The sequence below is a fragment of the Roseateles saccharophilus genome, from assembly GCF_031458095.1.
Classification (GTDB): Bacteria; Pseudomonadota; Gammaproteobacteria; order Burkholderiales; family Burkholderiaceae_C; genus Pelomonas; species Pelomonas saccharophila_A.
The window spans coordinates 269650-287121 of record NZ_JAVDXU010000001.1 but is presented as its reverse complement, the minus strand read 5'-3'; the positions used below and the strand labels follow the sequence as shown (position 1 = coordinate 287121).

Genomic DNA, 17472 nt, shown 5'->3' with positions numbered 1-17472 from the left:
GCGAAAAGTGGGCGCCGGATTCTTGCAGAACGCCGCGCGCCGTGATCAGTAGCGCAGCTCCAGCGTCATGACATCGTTCTCGCGCCGCATCTGGAAGCGGTTCAGGAAGCTGTTGCCCAGCAGCACATGGCTCATCAGCCCGGGGATGACGATGGCCTCGACGTCACGGACCTCGACGCTGCCGATGCGCACACTGGCCAGCTGGAGCTGGTAGGCCGGCACGACGCCGTTGGCCGTCTGCGTGACGATGCGCTTGCCGTACATATAGCGCAGGCCCAGCTTCTCGGCCTCGATCTGGCCGATGGAGATGCTGGTGGCGCCGGTGTCGACGAGGAAGCTGGTGACCTGGCCGTTGATCATGCCCATAGTGGTGAAATGGCCGCCGGCGCCGGCGGGCAGCACGATCTGGCGCGGCGGCGCGGCGCCCTGCGAGAGCACGCGGCCCGGCGCGGCGCCCAGGGTGAGGGACTGGCGCCGCCCACCGTATTCGACGACGGCGCGGCCATCCTCGATGGCGAGCAGGCGCACGCCCTGGACGCTGGCGCCGACCTCGACGGTGCGCGGCTGGCCGTCGATGACGAGCAGGGCTGCGCGCGAGCCCAGCGTGCCGTTCAGGTTCACCTGGGCCGGGGGCAGCTGGGCCAGGGCATGGCCCGAGGCCAGCAGCAGGAGCACAGGCGCCAGGCGCCCGCCGAGGCAGTTCATCTCAGTCCCGGAAATTGTTGTAGGTGAGCGGCGTGTCGCTGAAGCTCTTCTTCAGGTGGGCGATTGCCGTCTGGAGGTCGTCGCGGTTCTTGCCGGTCACGCGCACGGCATCGCCCTGGATGCTGGCCTGGACCTTGAGCTTGCTCTCCTTGAGCGAGTTCACGATCTTCTTGGCCAGCGTGGCCTCGATGCCTTCCTTGATCTTGTAGACCTGGCGCACCTTGTCGCCGCCGAGCTTCTCGACCTTTTCCTGCTTGTCCAGGAAGCTGATGACGACGTCCTGCTTGGTCAGCTTGCCGTAGAGCACGGCCTCAATCTGCTCGAGCTGGAACTCGCTGTCGCCGGTGGCGTGGATTTCCTTGTCCTTCAGCTCGACCTTGGCGCCCGTGCCCTTGAAGTCGAAACGGGTGCCGATTTCCTTGATGGCGTTGTCCACGCCATTGCGGATCTTGACGTGGTCGGGCTCGAGAACGGTGTCGAAGCTGGGCATTTGCGGGACCGGTGAATGGAATCGGCGAAAATTTTCCCATGCCCACGCAGTTACAGACCCCCTCGAACGGAGTGCCGCTCCCCCTCCATATCGAGGCCGACGTCAATCTCAAGCCCTACAACACCTTCGGCCTGCCGGCCGTGGCCAAGCGTCTCGTGCGCATCCGCGAGGCGGCCGATGTACGCCGTGTCGTCGACCACCCGGAGCTGGGCCGGGCTCCGAAGTTCGTGCTGGGGGGCGGCAGCAACCTGGTGCTGACCAAGGACGTCGACGCCGTCGTGCTGAAGGTGGAAATTACCGGCATCCGGCTGTTGGAAGAGCGCGACGATGCCTGGATCGTCGAAGCCGGCGCCGGCGTCGTCTGGCATGAATTCGTCACCTGGACGCTGGATCACGGCTATCCCGGCCTGGAGAACATGGCCTTGATCCCCGGCACGGTCGGCGCCGCGCCGGTGCAGAACATCGGCGCCTACGGCATCGAGGTCAAGGACAGGCTGGAGGCGGTCGAGGTCATGGACCTGGTCACCGGCCGGCCGGCCCTGTTGCCAGCCGAGGTCTGCCGCTTCGGCTACCGCGACAGCGTCTTCAAGCACAGCGACTTCGGCGGCCTGGCGGGCAAGAGCGTCATCACCAAGGTGCGGTTTCGCCTGCCCAAGCCCTGGCAGCCGGTGCTGGGTTACCTCGAGATCGAGCGCAAGATGCTTGATACCGGCATCACGGCGCCCGATGCACGCCAGATCTACGACTGGATCTGCGCCGTGCGCCGCGCCAAGCTGCCCGACCCGGCCGTCATCGGCAACGCCGGCAGCTTCTTCAAGAACCCCGTCGTGACGGCCGAGCAGTGCCGCGACATCATCGGCCGCGACCCCGGCATCGTTCACTATCCCATGCCTGATGGAAGCGTGAAGCTGGCCGCCGGGTGGATGATCGACGCCTGCGGCTGGAAGGGGAAGACGGTGGGCGGAGCGGCGGTCTACGAGAAGCAGGCCCTGGTGCTGGTCAACAAGGCGGACGCGCGCGGCGCCGAAGTCGTGACGCTGGCGCGGGCCATCCAGGAAAGCGTCTATGGACGCTTTGGCATCCGGCTGGAGCCGGAACCCGTGGTGATCTGATGCTGGCCCGGCGCGCGCTGCTGGCTCTGCTCGGTTCAGTCGGGCTGCCCGCGGCGGCGCTGGAGCCTCTGCTGGCGCGCAACGCGCCGCCTGGCATCGACCCGCGGCCCTATCTCGTCAGCGAGAAGTTCGACGGCGTGCGGGCACTGTGGGATGGCAAGACGCTGAAGTTCCGCAGCGGCCGCAGCGTCGCCGTGCCCGCCTGGTTCCTGGCCGAATTGCCCAGCCAGCCCCTGGACGGCGAGTTGTGGATGGGACGGCGCAGCTTCGATGCGCTGTCGGCCACGGTGCGGCGCACGCAGCCGGTGGACGCCGAGTGGCGACTGATCAGCTATCGAGTCTTTGAACTGCCGGCGGGGGAAGGCGATTTCGAGCGCCGGGCCGCCAAGCTGGCCACCCTGGCAGGCGGTGTCGTCATGCCGGTGCAGCAGCAGCGTCTCAACTCCAACGCCGAGTTGCGGGCCCTGCTCAAGCAGGTGGTCGACGCCGGCGGCGAGGGCCTGATGCTGCATCGCGCCGATGCACCGCTGGCCTCAGGTCGCAGCGATCTGCTGCTCAAGCTCAAACCGGTGGCGGATGCCGAGGCCGTCGTCGTGGGGCATGAGCCCGGCAGCGGGCGCTTTGCGGGCCAGCTGGGCGCCCTGGAGGTGCGGACGCCGGAGGGCATCCGCTTCAAGCTCGGCACCGGCTTCAGCGAAGCCCAGCGCCGCGATCCACCGCCCATCGGCTCGATCGTCACCTACCGCTATCGCGACCTGACGCCGGGCGGCAAGCCGCGCTTTGCCAGCTTTCTGCGCGTGGCCGAGGCCTTCTGATGGATTACAGCCAGCTCAGCAGCTTCTGCAGCCACAGGGGCAGGGGACGGCCGGGGACGTAGTTCTGACGGTACTGGCTGTACATGGCGGGCTCCTCAAAAGCGAATGCTGTAGATTTATACAGTATTCGCCGGAGCCGCGCCAGCTTTCAGCAGAAATTACTCGAGCCGGGGCAGGCCGCCGCCGGCCAGCAGGCCGGTGCCGGTGTAGATGCCCAGCTTGGCGCGGGTGTCGGTGATGTCGAGGTTGCGCATGGTCAGCTGGCCGATGCGGTCGGCCGGGCTGAAGGGCGCGTCCTCCACCTTCTCCATGCTCAGGCGCTCGGGCGCATAGGTCAGGTTGGGACTCTTGGTGTCCAGCAGCGAGTAGTCGTTGCCGCGGCGCAGTTCGATGGCCACTTCGCCGGTGATGGCGCGAGCGATCCAGCGCTGGGCGGCTTCGCGCAGCATGATGGCTTGCGGGTCGAACCAGCGGCCCTGGTAGAGCAGGCGGCCCAGCTTGCGGCCGTTGTCGCGGTACTGCTCAATGGTGTCCTCGTTGTGGATGCCGGTGACGAGGCGCTCGTAGGCGATGTGCAGCAGGGCCAGGCCGGGGGCTTCGTAGATGCCGCGGCTCTTGGCCTCGATGATGCGGTTCTCGATCTGGTCGCTCATGCCCAGGCCGTGGCGGCCACCGATCTTGTTGGCCTCGGCCAGCAGGGCCACCGGGTCACGGTATTCGACGCCGTTCAGCGCGACCGGCACGCCTTCCTCGAAGCGCACCGACACCTCCTCGGCCTTGACGACCACGTCCTCGCGCCAGAAGGCCACGCCCATGATGGGGTTGACGATCTTGATGCCGCTGTTCAGGTGCTCGAGGTCCTTGGCCTCGTGGGTGGCGCCCAGCATGTTGGAATCGGTGGAGTAGGCCTTCTCCGCGCTCATCTTGTAGGCGAAGCCCTTCTCCGTCATGAAGGCCGACATCTCGGCGCGGCCACCCAGCTCGTCGATGAAGGTCTGGTCCAGCCAGGGCTTGTAGATCTTCAGCGCCGGGTTGGTCAGCAGGCCGTAGCGGTAGAAGCGCTCGATGTCGTTGCCCTTGAAGGTCGAGCCGTCACCCCAGATGTTGACGCCGTCGGCCTGCATGGCCGCCACCAGCATGGTGCCGGTCACGGCGCGGCCGATGGGCGTGGTGTTGAAGTAGGTGACGCCAGCGGTGCTGATGTGGAAGGCGCCGGCCTGCAGGGCGGCGATGCCTTCGGCGACGAGCTGGGCGCGGCAGTCCACCAGGACGGCCTTCTCGGCGCCATAGAGCATGGCCTTGCGCGGGATCTCGTCGTAGTCCGGCTCGTCGGGCTGGCCGAGGTTGGCCGTGTAGGCATAGGGCAGGGCGCCCTTGAGCTTCATCCAGTGCAGGGCGGCGGAGGTGTCGAGGCCGCCGGAGAAGGCGATGCCGACCTTCTGGCCGACGGGAACGGATTGCAGGATCGTGGACATAGAGTTCTCTTCAGGCGACGAGGTGTTGCCACTCGGGGTGGCGCTGGAGGTAAAGCTGGACATAGCTGCAGGCCGGCACGACCTTCAGGCCCTGCTCGCGGGCCCATTGCAGGCCGGCCTCGACGAGCCGGGCTGCGAGGCCCTGGCCGCGATAGGCCGGCGGCACGCCGGTGTGGGTGAAGACGACCTGGCCGTCGCCCGGCACGTAGTCGAGCACGCTGGTCGGCGTGGTCGCGAGCGTGAAGCGCTGGCGGTCGGGCTCGTGCTGCGGCGTCATTCGGCGGGCAACTTCAGGGCGACCGGATGGATCTCGACCGACGCGTTCGCCGTCGATACATAGACGCTGCCGTCCTGGATGCTGATCTGCAGCTGCATGCTGCGTTCGGCCAGGGCGACGAGAGCTTGCGACTGCTCGGCGGGAATCTGCCAGACGGCCAGCCGGGGGGCGCGTGTCAGCTTGTTCTCGATGCCGCTCCACCAGACCGGCGTGCTGGACGCGAAGCTGTAGACGCTGACACGACGGGCCCGGCCATGGGCCTTCATCAGGCGGCGGTCGTCGGGCTGGCCGAGATCGATCCAGTGCTGGATCTCGCCTGTCAGGTCGAGCTGCCAGAGGTCGGGCTCATCCACGTCGGACAGCCCTTTGGTGAATTCCAGCCGGCCATTGAGGTCGTCGGCCGGCACATTCAGCGCGAAGGCCAGCACGCGGATCATCAACCTTTCCTCGGTCTCGCTCGGGTGGCAGGCCAGGGTCAGGTTGTGGTCGCCATAGACGTGGCGGTCCATGTCGGCGATCTGGAGCTGGGCTTTGTAGATGGTGGCTTTGAGCGCCATTCGATGTGGACTGGAGGTGGTAACCGGAAGCAGCCGGACATTATCGCGGCGAAGCCTCGTGGCATGATTCCGCCTCCCGTTTGGAACCTTCGCAACCCGAGTTGCGCCCTCGACATGAAACGCATCCTTCTTCCGCTCGTCCTGGTCTTCGCCGTCTCTGCCCAGGCACAGATCACCAACAACACCAAGGCCAAGGTCGACCCGAAGAACAACAAGGTCAGCAACCCCGTTGTCGAGAAGCCCAAGGCCAAGCTGATGTCGCGCGACGAGCTGCGCGCCTGCATGGACCAGCAGGAGGCCAACAGCAAGGAGGCCGAGGCCATCAAGGGCGATCAGGCCTCCTACAAGGCCAATGCCGACAAGCTCAAGGCCGAAAAGGCCACCATCGAAGCCGGCGAGGCCGCGCTGGCCAAGCAGGTCACCGACGTCAAGGCCGAGAAGGAAGCCATCCTGAAGGCCCATGAGACGCTGACGGCCGAGGCGCCCAAGCTCAGCAAGGAAGACCTCAAGGCCCGCAACGAGGCCTATGTGGCCCGCACCACGGCCTTTGGCACCATGGTTGACGCGGTCAAGGCCGCCGACGCCGAGCAGGGCGCCAAGCGCAAGGCCTTCTCCGACAAGGTCGACGCGCTGGACGCCCAGTTCAAGGCCATCGAGGATCGCACCGAGAAGCACTTCGACGCCAACGACAAGTGGAAGGCCGAGTGCAGCAACAAGGCCTACGACGAAAACGACGAAAAGGCCATCCGCAAGGAAAAGGCCGCTGCCGCCGGCAAGTGATCCGCGGCGCCCACTGATCCCCGAGGGGCCGCGTCCGGCAGGAAGCGGCCCTTTTTGTTATCCGCCAGGACAACCCGCATGAGCACCAACCCGCTGCTGCAGGACTGGGCCGGCCCACACGGCCTGCCTCCCTTCGCCGACATCGCCGCGGCGCATTTCCAGCCCGCCTTCGACCTCGCCCTTGCCGAGCACCGCGCCGAGATCGACGCCATCGCCGGCCAGGCCGACGCGCCGAGCTTTGCCAACACCCTGGCGGCCTTCGACGCCAGCGGCCGCCGGCTGACCCGGCTGGAGCATCTCTTCTACACGCTGGCCGCCTCGGCCACCTCGCCGGAACTGCAGGCCGTGCAGCGCGCCATGGCCGCCCCCCTGGCCGACCACGGCAGCGCGGTCTATATGCACCAGGGCCTGTTCGGGCGCGTCGAGGCCTTGTTCGAGCAGCGCGACCAACTGGGCCTCACGGCCGAGCAGCGTCGGCTGCTGGAGCGCGTGCACCTGGACTTCCTGCGCGCCGGTGCCCGCCTGGCACCCGCGGCGCGCGAGCGCTACGCCGCCATCATGGCCCGCCTGGCCGAGCTGAACACGCGCTTCGCCCAGAACGTGCTGGCCTCGGAGAGCGGCTACCAGCTGCGGCTGACGACGGCGGCTGAACTCGTCGGCCTGCCGGACTTCGTGCGGGCCGCCGCCCGCCAGGCCGCCATCGACCGTGGCCTGGAGGAGGGTGTCCACGTCATCACGCTGTCGCGCTCGCTGATCGTGCCCTTCCTGAGCTTCAGCGCGCGGCGCGATCTGCGCGAGCAGGCCTGGCGCGCCTGGGTCGGCCGCGGGGATGACACGGGCGACACCGACAACCGCGAGATCTGCCGCGAGATCCTCGAGCTGCGTGCCGAGCAGGCTCGGCTGCACGGCCATGCCTGCTACGCCGACTACGCGCTGGAGGACACCATGGCGCGCAGCCAGGCTGCCGTCATGGGCCTGCTGGAGCGCGTCTGGCACCCGGCCCTGGCGGCCCAGGCCCGCGAGCGCGAAGCCGTGCTGGGCGCCATGGCGGCGGCCGGCGTGACGCATGAGCTGCAGGCCTGGGACTGGCGCTTCTATGCCGAGCAGGCCAAGCGCGCCCGCTTCGAGCTGGACGAGGCCGAGGTCAAGCCCTATTTCTCGCTGGACCGCATGGTGGCGGCGATGTTCGACTGCGCCAGTCGTCTGTTTGGCCTGCAGTTCAAGGCGCGCCCCGATCTCGTCGGCTATCACGCCGATGTGCGCGCCTACGAGGTCCTCGATGCCGACGGCTCGCTGCGCGGGCTTTTCCTGCAGGACAACTTCGCCCGGCCCACGAAGCGCAGCGGTGCCTGGATGAACGCCATGCGCAACCAGAGCCGCGCGCTCGGGGCCACGCCCATCATCCTCAACAACAACAACTTCGCCCGCGGCGCGGCCGGTGAACCGACGCTGCTGAGCTTCGACGATGTGCGCACCCTCTTCCACGAGTTCGGTCATGGCCTGCACGGCCTGCTGTCCAGCGTCGAGCATGAGCGCCTGGCCGGCACCCAGGTGCTGCGCGATTTCGTCGAACTGCCCTCCCAGCTCTACGAGCACTGGATGGCCGAACCCCAGGTGCTGAAGAAATTTGCGCGCCACTGGCAGACCGACGAGCCCCTGCCCGACGCGCTGCTGGCCAAGCTGCAGGCGGCGCGCCAGTTCGGCCAGGGCTACGAGACCTTGCGCTACACGGCCAGCGCCCTCGTCGACATGGCGGCCCACGCGCTGCCCGCGGCGCCCGCCGACGTGGTGGCCTTCGAACGCGAGACGCTGAGCCGCTGGGGCCTGCCGGCCGAGGTCGGCCTCAATCACCGGCTGACCCATTTCCAGCATCTGTTCAGCAGCGCCGGCTACGCGGCGGGCTATTACGTCTATCTGTGGGCCGAGGTGCTGGACTGCGACGCCTTCGACGCCTTCGTCGAAGCCGGCAATGTCTTCGACGCGGCGGTGGCGGCGCGGCTGCGTGAATGCATCTACTCGGCGGGCAACAGCCGCGAGCCGGGCGAGGCCTTCCGCGCCTTCCGCGGCCGCGACCCGGTCGTCGAGCCGATGCTGAAGGATCGCGGACTGCTGCCGGCCTGAGGTAAAACCACGGCTGCCGTGGCCGGCTTGCATGCGGTCGCGGCGTTACCCAGGGAGTCCATTCAAATGATCAAACATCGCATTGGCCTGTCGGCCACCGTCCTCGTCTGCCTGCTCGGCCTGTCCGCCTGCGGCGGTGGTGGCGGTTCGGCCGGCACCCCCAGCAACCCGGCGCCGACCGAGTCGCCCATGCTCGGCATCAGCGCCAGCAACTACCAGGTCGTCGGCCAGTCGGCCGTCTCCAGCGCCTTTTTCCTCAATGACACCGGCGGCGTGATCACCGGTGCCGAGACCGGCAGCGACCCGCGCTTGCTGCGCCATGCCGTTGACACGGCGCGCCGCGCCATGAGCGTGGCCAGCGGGCGCCAGGCCCTGCTGACGGGCGCCGAGGTGCGCGAGACCGTGCCCTGCAGTCAGGGCGGCAGCCTGGCGGTCACGGTCACCGACGTCAACAACAACGGCAACTTCGACCTCGGCGACAGCCTCAGCCTCGACGCGCAATCCTGCAAGGAAGACGGCGACGTCATGAACGGCCGCATCTCGCTGAGCGTGCAGGCCCTGACCGGTGTCTACGACAGCAGCAACTACAGCGCGACGCTGGCGATGACGCTGACGGCCTTCAACGTCACCACGGGCAGCGACATGGCCCAGGGCGACGGCACCATCACGCTGACGGTCAGCCAGACGCCGGCCGGTGTCGGCGAAGTGGTGTTGGCCACCAGCCGCCTCGTGCTGAGCGGCCGGGCCGGTGGCCAGAACTTCACGACGACGCTGACCGACACCAAGCTGACGCTGCGCATCGAGACCGTCAACGGCAGCCCGCGCACCAGCATCAGCTACAACAGCAGCCTCGCCGGCAGTGGCTTTGACAACAAGCAGGTGCTCATCACCACGCCCCAGCCGCTGGTCATCACCGGCAGCGATACCTATCCGAGCAGCGGCTATCTGCTGGTGCAGGGCAATGCCAGTTCGGCGCTGCGCATCACGGCGGTCAACCGCACCCAGGCGCGCCTGGAGCTGGACGCCCAGGGCGATGGCGCCTATGAGACGCAGGTGCTGAAGACCTGGGCCGAGCTGGAGTGAGGCGAGCCCTCGCGCTGGCCCTGCTTGCAGGCCTGCTGGCGCCACCTGCCCGGGCCGATTCGCCCTGGCAGGCCGAACTGGCCGGCCAGCAGGAATGGCAGCAATGGCGGGAAACCGGCGGCGACGGCCGCCGCCTGCTGACCGAGGACGGCCGGCTCAGCGGCCTGAGCGCCAGCTGGCGCTGGGCGCCGCCGGGATCGGCCACGGTGGCGCTGCGGCTGGGCGTGCTGCGCGGCGCGCGCGACTACCGCGGCTTCAGCAACCAGGGCAACGAGGTGCAGACACGCAGCGACGTGGGACATGATTTCGTCCGCGTCGAGGGCGGGCCGGCGCCCTGGCCACTGGCTGGCGGCTGGCACGGCCAGGCCCTGGCCGCTGCCGAGCTCTGGCAATGGCGCCGCCACCTGCGCGACGCGGGCAGCGTCAGCGGCTATCCCGAGCACTATCGCCAGGGGCTGCTGCTCGTGGGCCTGCAGGCCGCCAGCGATTCGGGCTGGCAGCTCGGCATCGAAGCTGGTGGCGGACCGCGAGGCCGCAACCGCGTGCAACTTCCGGGGCGTGACCCGGCCGAGCTGCCGCTGGGCAGCGTCCGCACCTGGCGGGCCAGCCTGGGCGACGCCTTCATGCCGGGATGGCGCTGGGCCTTGACGGCCGAACGCCTGACGCTGGGGGCTGGCGAGGAGAAACCCATCACGCTGCAGGGCGTGCCGCTGCAGTCGGCGCGTCAGCCGCGCACGGAATTGCGTCGCCTGCAGTTGCAGTTGATCTGGCAGGAAGACTAGTTCTCGGGGCGGCGCCAGAGCCAGATCGCGACCACGAGCATCAGCGTGGGCACGCCGATCTTGAGGGCCAGGTGCAGCGGCGTCAGCGTCAGTGCCGCGGCGCTGAGGGCCATCATGAGACTGGCCAGCCACTTGGCTCGGCGCGGCACGGCACCATGCTCGCGCCAGGCGCGGATGTGGGGGCCGAAATGCGCGTGGTTGAGCAGCCAGGTTTCCAGCGCCGGCCAGCCCTTGCCCGCGGCCCAGGCGGCCAGCAGCAAAAAAGGCACGGTGGGCAGCACCGGCAGCAGGATGCCGATCAGGCCGAGGGCCAGGCTGAGCAGGGCCAGCGCGCGCCACAGCAGGCTGCGCAGCGTCACGCTATTTGAGGCCGCCGCTGAGGAATTGCTGCAGGCGCTCGCATTGCGGCTTCAGCAGCATCTCCTTGGGGTTGCCCTGCTCCTCGACCTTGCCTTGGTGCAGGAAGAGGCAGTGGTTGGAGACCTCGCGGGCAAAGCCCATCTCGTGGGTCACGACGACCATGGTGCGGCCTTCGGCGGCCAGGTCGCGCATGACCTTGAGGACCTCGCCGACCAGCTCCGGGTCCAGGGCCGAGGTGGGCTCGTCGAAGAGCATGACCTCGGGGTCGACGGCCAGCGCCCGGGCGATGGCCACGCGCTGCTGCTCGCCGCCCGACAGCTGGGCCGGGTAGACATGGGCCCGGTGCGAGACGCCGACGCGTGCCAGCAGGGCCTGGGCGCGTTCGACGGCCTCGGCCTTGGGCTTGCCCAGCACGTGGACCGGGGCCTCGATGACGTTCTCCAGCACCGTCATATGGGCCCAGAGGTTGAAGTTCTGGAACACCATGGCCAGCTTGGCGCGCCACAGCTGCAATTGCTTGGGCGAGGCCGCCTTCAGGCTGCCGTCGCGGTCGCGCACCAGCTTCAGGCTTTCGCCGCACAGGCTCAGTTCGCCCTCGTTGGGCTGCTCCAGCAGGTTGAGGCAGCGCAGAAAGGTGCTCTTGCCCGAGCCGGAGGAGCCGATCAGCGTGACGACGTCGCCGCGGCGGGCGCTGAAGGAGATGCCCTTGAGCACCTCGCGCTCGCCGAAGCGTTTGTGGATGTTGGTGGCTTGGAGTTGGATATCGCTCATGCTGTTCTTGTCATGCACCCAATAGCTTGCCGGTGCGTAGCGCTTCGCGGCCGGCGACCTTGGCGACGCGCATGCCCGCGTTGGCGAAGCGCAGGAAGTCGCGGGCGAAGAACAGGCCGTCGACGGGGCTCTTCAATTCGGTGACCTGGGCCGTGATGGGGTCGATGACGTGGGCCAGCACCTCGCCGGCACCCACCTCGGCGCCGACCTCCCTGACGAAGGTCAGTACGCCGGCGACGGGCGATTTGATGGGCATGCTGCCGGCCAGCGGGCGGGCGTCGCCAACAGCCTCCGGCACGACCGGCTTGTCACCCGCGATCAGGCCGCGCCAGCGCAGGAAGTCGATGATGTTCTTCGCGTCGGCCGAGGCCAGCTCATGCGTCACGTCGGTTGCGCCACGCAATTCGACGGTCACCGACAGGCAGGCCTGCGGGATGGGGAAACGGCCGCCGAAATGCTTGGCCCACTTCCACCAGACCTGGGAGCAGGCCTCGTCGAAGGGGTTGTCGCCCGAGTCCTGGGCCAGCAGCGTCAGGCGCGAGCCGAGGAAGCGCGCCAGCGGCTCGCAGTCGGGCCAGCAGGGCGTCTCGGTGTAGAGATGCATCAGGGCCTGGGCGTCGCAATGCAGGTCCAGCACGATGTCGGCATCGCAGGACAAGGCCATCAGCTGGCGGCGCTGGGATTGCAGCTCGGTATCGATGGGCGCGGCCTCGACGGCCGCCTTCAGCGCGCGGCGCAGGATGCTGACGTTGGCCTTGGCGTCATTGCCGAGCTGAGGCTCGACGGCAGCCGCGACGGCATCGATCTGGTCGGGGTAGTGGCGGTTGAAGTTCTCGCCGGTCGTCAGCTCGAAGCGGCCCAGATGGGCGTGCAGCACGAACTGGCTGATGCCTATTGGGTTGGCCATGGGCACGAGGACGATTTCACCGCTGATCTGGCCGGCGGCCTCCAGCGCATCCAGTTGCAGGCGCAGATGGTGGGCGACCAGCATGCCGGGCAGTTCGTCGCCATGCAGGGAGGCCTGGACATAGGCCTTCTGGCCACCGGGCCGGCCGTAGTGCAGGGAGACGAGTTCGCGCTGGGTGCCTGGCGCGGGAGAGAGCAGGGGGTGGCGAAGGATGTTCATGGCTAGCGGGACATCATCGGCTTGAGCCAGCGGTTCTCGGCCCAGCGGAACAGCCCGACCAGGCTGAGCGTCAGCACGAAGTAGAAGGCGCCGGCGGTGATGAAGGCTTCGAAGGGCAGGTAGTACTTGGCATAGACCTGCTGGGCGGCGCCGGTCACGTCCAGCAGCGTCACCGTGCTGGCCAGCGAGGTGCCATGCAGCATGAAGATGGCCTCGTTGCCATAGGCGGGAAGGGCGCGGCGCAGCGCGGCCGGCAGCACGATGCGGCGCAGCATCAGGCCGCGGCTCATGCCCAGGGCCTTGGCGGCCTCGACCTCGCCGGCCGGCAGGGCGCGGATGCTGCCGGCAATGATCTCGGTCGTGTAGGCGGCCGTGTTCAGCGTGAAGGTCAGCCAGGCGCAGAAGGTGGCCGAGGACAGCCAGGGCCAGGCCCAGCTGTCGCGCACGATCTCGAACTGGGCCGCACCGTAGTAGATGAGGAAGAGCTGCACCAGCATGGGCGTGCCACGGAACACATAGGTGTAGAGCCAGACCAGGCGCGACGGCCAGCCCAGGAAGACCGTACGCACGACGGCCAGCGGCACGGCCAGCACCAGGCCGCCCAGCAGCGACAGCAGCAGCAGTTGCAGCGACGTGACGAGCCCGGTGAGATAGAGCGGGAAGTTCTCGGCAACGGCGTCGAAGTTCATAGCTGACCCCGCTTGGTACCGATGGCCAGGCGCTTCTGCGCCCAGGCGAAGACGAGTTCGGAGACGCTGGTGAAGACGAGGTAGATGATGGCCACGGCCAGGAAGAAGGTGAAGGGCTCGCGTGTGGTACCCGCGGCTTGCTTGCCGCGCGTCATCAGGTCCGACAGACCGATGACGGACACGATGGCGGTGCTCTTGATCAGCACCAGCCAGTTGTTGGAGATGCCCGGCAGGGCATGGCGCAGCATCTGCGGCAGGGTGATGCGCCACAGCACCTGGCGCGGGCTCATGCCATAGGCGAGGCCCGCTTCGCGCTGTCCCGGCGGCACGGCCAGGAAGGCGCCGCGGAAGGCTTCGGTCAGGTAGGCGCCGAAGATGAAGCCGATGGTCAGCACGCCGGCGAAGAAGGGATCGATGTCGATGTAGTCCTCATGGCCCAGCATGGGGGCCGCCGCATTGATGGCGAGCTGGCCGCCGTAGAAGACGAGCAGCATCAGCACCAGGTCGGGCACGCCGCGGATCAGCGTCGTGTAGGTGGCGGCCACGCCGCGCGCCACGCGCGAGCGCGACAGCTTGGCCAGGGCGCCCATGAGGCCCAGCAGGGCCGCGATGGCCAGCGAGGACAGGGCCACCGCCAAGGTGACGGCGGAGCCTTCGAGCAGGCTGGGAAGGAATCCGTGCAGCAGCATGTAAGTTGTCGATAGCGCAGCGCGATGCGCGCTGGAATTTAATTCGCGGACTGGCGCCGGGCCGCTCCCAAGCCGGCCCGCAGGCGATGTGCGTGCGGCTCAATGCCGCACGCATCGCAGTCCCCTCGGGGGACCGACCGGGCTCGCTCGCGTTCAGCGATGCGAGATTGGGCGAGGGGCAGTCTCATTTGGGCGGAGTCACCAGATCGAAGCTGAAATAGCGGTCGTTGAGGGTCTTGAGCGTGCCGTTGCTGCGCAAGGCGGCCAGGGCTTCGTCGACGCGCTGGCCCAGCGTCGCCGCCTCGGCCTTGCGCAGGCCGACCCCTATGCCCTTGCCGTAGTAGCGCTGGTCGCGCGCGAAGTCGGGTCCGACAAAGCCGAAGCCGCGCCCGTCGGCATGGTTGAGAAAGCCGAACTGGGCGATGGCGGCGTCCACCAGGGTGGCGTCAAGGCGGCCGGACTTCAGGTCCAGGAAGGCCTGGTCCTGGGTCGCATAACGCACCAGCTGGATGCCGCCGAACTGTTCGGCCAGGAAGCGCTCATGGATGGTGCCGCGCTCCACCCCGATGCGCTTGCCCTTCATGCCGGCCGGGCTGACGTCGGTGCGCGTGTCGCCGCGCATGACCATGCGGGCCGGCGAGAAGTAGTAGGGCGAGGAGAAGGCGATGACCTGCTGGCGCTCCGGCGTGATCGACATCGAGGCCATGATGGCGTCGATCTTGCGGGACTGCAGCGCCGGGATCAGGCCGTCGAACTCCAGGATGACGGGCGTGTAGGCCTGCCCGAGCTTGGCGCTCAGGGCCTGGGCCACGTCGATCTCGAAGCCCTTGAGCTGGCCGTCGGTGCCGATCTCGCTGAACGGCGCATAGCCGACGGCGAAACCGATGCGCAGGCGCGCGGCCTGGCCCATCGCCGTGCCGGCGAAGGCCAGGGTCGTCGCTGCCAGGGCCGAGCGGCGTCGCATCACGGCTGCTTGGTGCGGGGCGCGATGTCGTAGTCGAAGTATTTGTCAGCCAGCTTCTTGAAAGTGCCGTTGGCCTGCACGGCGTCGATGGCGGCATTGAACTTCTTGCCCAGCGTCGCCTCGTCGGCCTTGCGCATGCCCACGCCGGTGCCGACGCCGAAGACCTTGTCGTCCAGGATGGCCGGGCCGGAGAAGGCAAAGCCCTTGCCCTCGGGCTTCTTCAGGAAGCCGAAGTCGCCGGCGGGCGTGTCCATCAGCGTGGCGTCGATGCGGCCGCTCTTCAGGTCCAGGAAGACCTGGTCCTGGCTGCCGTAGCGCACGATCTCGCTTTGCTTGAAGTTGGCGGCGGCATAGGTCTCATGGGTGGTGCCGCGCTGCACGCCGATCTTCTTGCCCTTCAGCCCTGCGGCCGTGGGGTCCAGCTTCACGCCGGCCTTGGCGATGAGGCGGGCCGGGGTGTTGTAGTAGGGCTTGGAGAAGGCGATGACCTTCTGGCGCTCCTCGGTGATGGAGACGCTGGCGAAGATGGCGTCGACCTTGCGCGACTGCAGGGCGGGGATGAGGCCGTCGAAGTCCTGCTGCACCAGGGTGCACTGGGCCTTCATCTCGGCGCAATAGGCCTGCACCAGCTCGATCTCGAAGCCCTTCAACTTGCCATCGGGGCCGATCTCGGAGAAGGGCGGGTAGGCGCCTTCGACGCCGATGCGCAGCTTCTTCCATTCGGGGGCCTGGGCCTGGGCAAGCGATGCGGCCAAGGCCACGGTGAACAGCGCAATCTTCTTCATGTCAGACCTTCCGTTTATTCAGCGACTTGCGGGCCGAGCGACGGGCCGCTCCCTAGCCGGCCCGCCTGGGGCGATGGGCTTGCCGGTTGATCCGGCAAGCATCGCCGTCCCCTCGGGGGACCGGCCAAGGTAGTCCTTGGACGAGGGGACCGTCGGCAACCAGTCGCGCAAGGCCGCAAGGGTAGCAGCCGGGTCCTCCTCCTGAGGCACATGGCCTAGGTCCGGGAAAACCACCAATCGACTGCCGGGGATGGCTTTTTCGAACTCGCGACCCCATTTCAGCGGGATCAGCCGGTCGCGCTCGCCCCAGAGGATGAGAGTGGGCACCTTGATCTCGGGCAGGCGCCCGTAGGGGCCGGGGGCAAGCTGGTCCATGCGCCTCATCAAGGCGACACGGTTGCCTTCGCGCAACGCCAGTTCGTAGTAGCGGTCGACCAGGGCGGCGGTGACGCGGCTCTTGTCGCCATAGACGTCGAGCACGCTGTCCTCGATGGCGCGGCGTGGCAGCACCCAGCGCATGGGCTCGCGAAGCACCGGGATGCGGGCGATGCGAAAGCCCAGCGGCAGGGATTCGGGCTCGAAATCGAAGCCGGCGGCGTCGACCAGGACGAGGCCGGCGACGCGCGCCGGGTCGGCCAGGGCCACCTGCCAGGCGATTTCGCCGCCCAGCGAATTGCCGCCCAGGATGACGCGCCCCACGCCGAGCCGCGCCAGCAGCTGGCGCACGAAGGCGACATAGCGGGCGTCGCTGTAGTCGTTGTCGGCGTTCGGCCCGGTCAGCCCGAAGCCGGGCAGGTCGAAGCTGATGACGCGCCTCGTGCGTGCCAGTTCGCTCGCCCAGCCTTCCCAGGTGTGCAGGCTGGCGCTGGTGCCGTGGATGAGGACGATGGGCAGCGGGTCGCTGCTGGGGCCCTGGTCGCGGTAATGCACGAGCAGGCCGTCGAGATCGACGAAATCCGACGGCGGTGGTGCCCAGCGCGGCACCAGGCTTTCCAGCGAGCGGTCGGGCGCCTTGCTGACGGCGAAGCCCAGGGCCGCCAGCATCAGCAGGATGCCGAAGACCTTGAGCGCAAACTCGCCCAGCCTGCCCTTCACTTGACCGGCTCCAGGTCAGGCGCCAGCGCCTCGCGCTCATCGAAGACGAAGCAGCCGCCGTGATAGTGCTTGCCGCCGGTGTCCTCGAAGTACTTCAGGATGCCGCCGTCCAGCTGCCAGGCCGTCAGGCCCTGGGCCTCCAGCACCATGGCCGCCTTCTCGCAGCGGATGCCACCGGTGCAATAGCTGACCACCGTCTTGCCGACCAGCTCCTCGCGGTGGGCGGCCAGAGCGTCGGGGAAGTCGCTGAACTTGTGCAGCCGCCAGTCGATGGCGCCGTCGAAGGCGCCGAAGTCGACCTCGAAGCCGTTGCGGGTGTCCAGCATGACGATCTCGCGGCCGGCGTCGTCATGGCCCTGGTCCAGCCAGCGCGCCAGCGTCGTCGGCGCCAGGGCCGGCGCGCGCGGGGCCTGGTCGGGACGCACGGTGGGCCGGTTCATGCGGATGATCTCCGGCTTGACCTTGACCTTGAGCCGCTGGAAAGGCTGGGTTTCGCTCCAGCTTTCCTTGGGCGTCAGCGCCGCGAAGCGCGGGTCGGCACGCAGCTCGCCCACCCAGGTGTTCACGGCCTCGGCCGTGCCGGCCAGGAAGAGATTGATGCCTTCCTCGGCGATCAGCACCGTGCCCTTGAGGCCGAGGGCCCCGGCGCGCGCGTGGAGCCAATCGCGCAGCGCCGCCGTGTCGGCCAGCGAGACGAAGAGGTAGCAGGAGATATTGAGGATGGGGCCGGACTGCATGGGCTCGCGATTATCAATGGCTCGTTGCATGTGAACCGCTGTTGCGCAAGAGGAGGCAG

General features: G+C 68.1%; 20 protein-coding genes. 6 read left to right on the top strand and 14 right to left on the bottom strand.

Annotated features, from left to right (window positions below):
- Nucleotides 1-45: 45 nt before the first annotated feature.
- On the bottom strand, nt 46-705 hold the full coding sequence (locus J2X20_RS01180; protein ID WP_310259645.1) for a retropepsin-like aspartic protease family protein: 660 nt from the start codon (nt 703-705) through the stop codon (nt 46-48).
- 1 nt (nt 706) lies between these two features.
- Nucleotides 707-1195 (bottom strand): YajQ family cyclic di-GMP-binding protein, encoded by a 489-nt coding sequence (locus J2X20_RS01175; RefSeq protein WP_310259641.1) that lies wholly within the window; start codon nt 1193-1195, stop codon nt 707-709.
- Between the two features lie 38 nt (nt 1196-1233).
- Between J2X20_RS01175 and murB the strand changes: the two genes are divergently transcribed.
- The gene (gene murB / locus J2X20_RS01170) at nt 1234-2307 is read left to right on the top strand and encodes a UDP-N-acetylmuramate dehydrogenase (RefSeq protein ID WP_409034119.1); all 1074 of its coding nucleotides are present in this window, start codon (nt 1234-1236) and stop codon (nt 2305-2307) included.
- Complete coding sequence (locus tag J2X20_RS01165; protein WP_310259634.1) at nt 2307-3122, top strand: DNA ligase; 816 nt, start codon at nt 2307-2309, stop codon at nt 3120-3122. The genes murB and J2X20_RS01165 overlap by 1 nt, the downstream gene beginning before the upstream one ends.
- Before the next feature lie 158 nt (nt 3123-3280).
- On the opposite strand, the gene argG is transcribed toward J2X20_RS01165, so the two are convergent.
- From argG to J2X20_RS01150, 3 genes are read right to left on the bottom strand one after another with little or no spacing between them, the layout of a single operon-like run.
- Entirely contained in the window at nt 3281-4597 is a 1317-nt protein-coding gene (gene argG / locus J2X20_RS01160; RefSeq protein ID WP_310259631.1) for an argininosuccinate synthase, read from the bottom strand.
- Between the two features lie 10 nt (nt 4598-4607).
- Entirely contained in the window at nt 4608-4874 is a 267-nt protein-coding gene (locus J2X20_RS01155) for a GNAT family N-acetyltransferase (RefSeq protein ID WP_310259629.1), read from the bottom strand.
- Nucleotides 4871-5431, bottom strand: coding sequence for a YaeQ family protein (locus J2X20_RS01150; protein WP_310259627.1), 561 nt, complete (start codon nt 5429-5431; stop codon nt 4871-4873). The genes J2X20_RS01155 and J2X20_RS01150 overlap by 4 nt, the downstream gene beginning before the upstream one ends.
- Nucleotides 5432-5545: 114 nt before the next feature.
- On the opposite strand from J2X20_RS01150, the gene J2X20_RS01145 reads away from it, so the two are divergent.
- The 4 genes from J2X20_RS01145 (at nt 5546) to J2X20_RS01130 (ending at nt 10197) form a co-directional block, all read left to right on the top strand.
- Nucleotides 5546-6211: a hypothetical protein gene (locus J2X20_RS01145; protein ID WP_310259625.1), complete on the top strand. Its 666-nt coding sequence runs from the start codon at nt 5546-5548 to the stop codon at nt 6209-6211.
- 78 nt (nt 6212-6289) lie between these two features.
- Entirely contained in the window at nt 6290-8332 is a 2043-nt protein-coding gene (locus J2X20_RS01140) for a M3 family metallopeptidase (protein WP_310259623.1), read from the top strand.
- Nucleotides 8333-8398: 66 nt separating this feature from the next.
- Nucleotides 8399-9415 carry a hypothetical protein gene (locus J2X20_RS01135; RefSeq protein WP_310259620.1) on the top strand — a complete coding sequence of 339 codons (1017 nt, stop codon included), beginning with the start codon at nt 8399-8401 and terminating at the stop codon, nt 9413-9415.
- Nucleotides 9412-10197, top strand: a complete 786-nt coding sequence (locus J2X20_RS01130; RefSeq protein WP_310259617.1) for a hypothetical protein — start codon at nt 9412-9414, stop codon at nt 10195-10197. Before J2X20_RS01135 ends, J2X20_RS01130 begins: the two co-directional genes overlap by 4 nt.
- Here J2X20_RS01130 and J2X20_RS01125 read toward each other — a convergent pair.
- The 9 genes from J2X20_RS01125 to J2X20_RS01085 form a co-directional block, all read right to left on the bottom strand.
- Entirely contained in the window at nt 10194-10556 is a 363-nt protein-coding gene (locus J2X20_RS01125; RefSeq protein ID WP_310259615.1) for a YbaN family protein, read from the bottom strand. The two genes, J2X20_RS01130 and J2X20_RS01125, sit on opposite strands and share 4 nt — an antisense overlap.
- 1 nt (nt 10557) lies before the next feature.
- Nucleotides 10558-11328: an ABC transporter ATP-binding protein gene (locus tag J2X20_RS01120; RefSeq protein WP_310259610.1), complete on the bottom strand. Its 771-nt coding sequence runs from the start codon at nt 11326-11328 to the stop codon at nt 10558-10560.
- Nucleotides 11329-11338: 10 nt separating this feature from the next.
- On the bottom strand, nt 11339-12454 hold the full coding sequence (locus tag J2X20_RS01115) for a succinylglutamate desuccinylase/aspartoacylase family protein (RefSeq protein WP_310259607.1): 1116 nt from the start codon (nt 12452-12454) through the stop codon (nt 11339-11341).
- Nucleotides 12455-12456: 2 nt separating this feature from the next.
- A complete protein-coding gene (locus tag J2X20_RS01110; protein WP_310259605.1) occupies nt 12457-13143 on the bottom strand; it encodes an ABC transporter permease in 687 nt (228 codons plus the stop codon).
- Nucleotides 13140-13832 carry an ABC transporter permease gene (locus J2X20_RS01105; RefSeq protein WP_310259603.1) on the bottom strand — a complete coding sequence of 231 codons (693 nt, stop codon included), beginning with the start codon at nt 13830-13832 and terminating at the stop codon, nt 13140-13142. Before J2X20_RS01105 ends, J2X20_RS01110 begins: the two co-directional genes overlap by 4 nt.
- Before the next feature lie 184 nt (nt 13833-14016).
- Nucleotides 14017-14796, bottom strand: a complete 780-nt coding sequence (locus J2X20_RS01100; RefSeq protein ID WP_310259599.1) for a transporter substrate-binding domain-containing protein — start codon at nt 14794-14796, stop codon at nt 14017-14019.
- A complete protein-coding gene (locus J2X20_RS01095) occupies nt 14796-15581 on the bottom strand; it encodes an ABC transporter substrate-binding protein (protein ID WP_310259596.1) in 786 nt (261 codons plus the stop codon). The genes J2X20_RS01100 and J2X20_RS01095 overlap by 1 nt, the downstream gene beginning before the upstream one ends.
- Nucleotides 15582-15599: 18 nt before the next feature.
- Complete coding sequence (locus J2X20_RS01090) at nt 15600-16676, bottom strand: alpha/beta fold hydrolase (RefSeq protein WP_310259594.1); 1077 nt, start codon at nt 16674-16676, stop codon at nt 15600-15602.
- Complete coding sequence (locus J2X20_RS01085; protein ID WP_310259591.1) at nt 16673-17413, bottom strand: sulfurtransferase; 741 nt, start codon at nt 17411-17413, stop codon at nt 16673-16675. The genes J2X20_RS01090 and J2X20_RS01085 overlap by 4 nt, the downstream gene beginning before the upstream one ends.
- Nucleotides 17414-17472 lie beyond the last annotated feature (59 nt).

Bases quoted from the DNA above. Each gene is read 5' to 3' on its own strand.
- J2X20_RS01110 (WP_310259605.1), bottom strand. From the start codon at position 13,143: ATGAACTTCGACGCCGTTGCCGAGAACTTCCCGCTCTATCTCACCGGG.
- J2X20_RS01135 (WP_310259620.1), top strand. From the start codon at position 8,399: ATGATCAAACATCGCATTGGCCTGTCGGCCACCGTCCTCGTCTGCCTG.
- J2X20_RS01115 (WP_310259607.1), bottom strand. From the start codon at position 12,454: ATGAACATCCTTCGCCACCCCCTGCTCTCTCCCGCGCCAGGCACCCAG.
- J2X20_RS01165 (WP_310259634.1), top strand. From the start codon at position 2,307: ATGCTGGCCCGGCGCGCGCTGCTGGCTCTGCTCGGTTCAGTCGGGCTG.
- J2X20_RS01145 (WP_310259625.1), top strand. From the start codon at position 5,546: ATGAAACGCATCCTTCTTCCGCTCGTCCTGGTCTTCGCCGTCTCTGCC.
- murB (WP_409034119.1), top strand. From the start codon at position 1,234: ATGCCCACGCAGTTACAGACCCCCTCGAACGGAGTGCCGCTCCCCCTC.
- J2X20_RS01120 (WP_310259610.1), bottom strand. From the start codon at position 11,328: ATGAGCGATATCCAACTCCAAGCCACCAACATCCACAAACGCTTCGGC.
- J2X20_RS01085 (WP_310259591.1), bottom strand. From the start codon at position 17,413: ATGCAGTCCGGCCCCATCCTCAATATCTCCTGCTACCTCTTCGTCTCG.
- J2X20_RS01155 (WP_310259629.1), bottom strand. From the start codon at position 4,874: ATGACGCCGCAGCACGAGCCCGACCGCCAGCGCTTCACGCTCGCGACC.
- J2X20_RS01175 (WP_310259641.1), bottom strand. From the start codon at position 1,195: ATGCCCAGCTTCGACACCGTTCTCGAGCCCGACCACGTCAAGATCCGC.
- J2X20_RS01140 (WP_310259623.1), top strand. From the start codon at position 6,290: ATGAGCACCAACCCGCTGCTGCAGGACTGGGCCGGCCCACACGGCCTG.
- J2X20_RS01180 (WP_310259645.1), bottom strand. From the start codon at position 705: ATGAACTGCCTCGGCGGGCGCCTGGCGCCTGTGCTCCTGCTGCTGGCC.
- argG (WP_310259631.1), bottom strand. From the start codon at position 4,597: ATGTCCACGATCCTGCAATCCGTTCCCGTCGGCCAGAAGGTCGGCATC.
- J2X20_RS01150 (WP_310259627.1), bottom strand. From the start codon at position 5,431: ATGGCGCTCAAAGCCACCATCTACAAAGCCCAGCTCCAGATCGCCGAC.
- J2X20_RS01105 (WP_310259603.1), bottom strand. From the start codon at position 13,832: ATGCTGCTGCACGGATTCCTTCCCAGCCTGCTCGAAGGCTCCGCCGTC.
- J2X20_RS01100 (WP_310259599.1), bottom strand. From the start codon at position 14,796: ATGCGACGCCGCTCGGCCCTGGCAGCGACGACCCTGGCCTTCGCCGGC.
- J2X20_RS01095 (WP_310259596.1), bottom strand. From the start codon at position 15,581: ATGAAGAAGATTGCGCTGTTCACCGTGGCCTTGGCCGCATCGCTTGCC.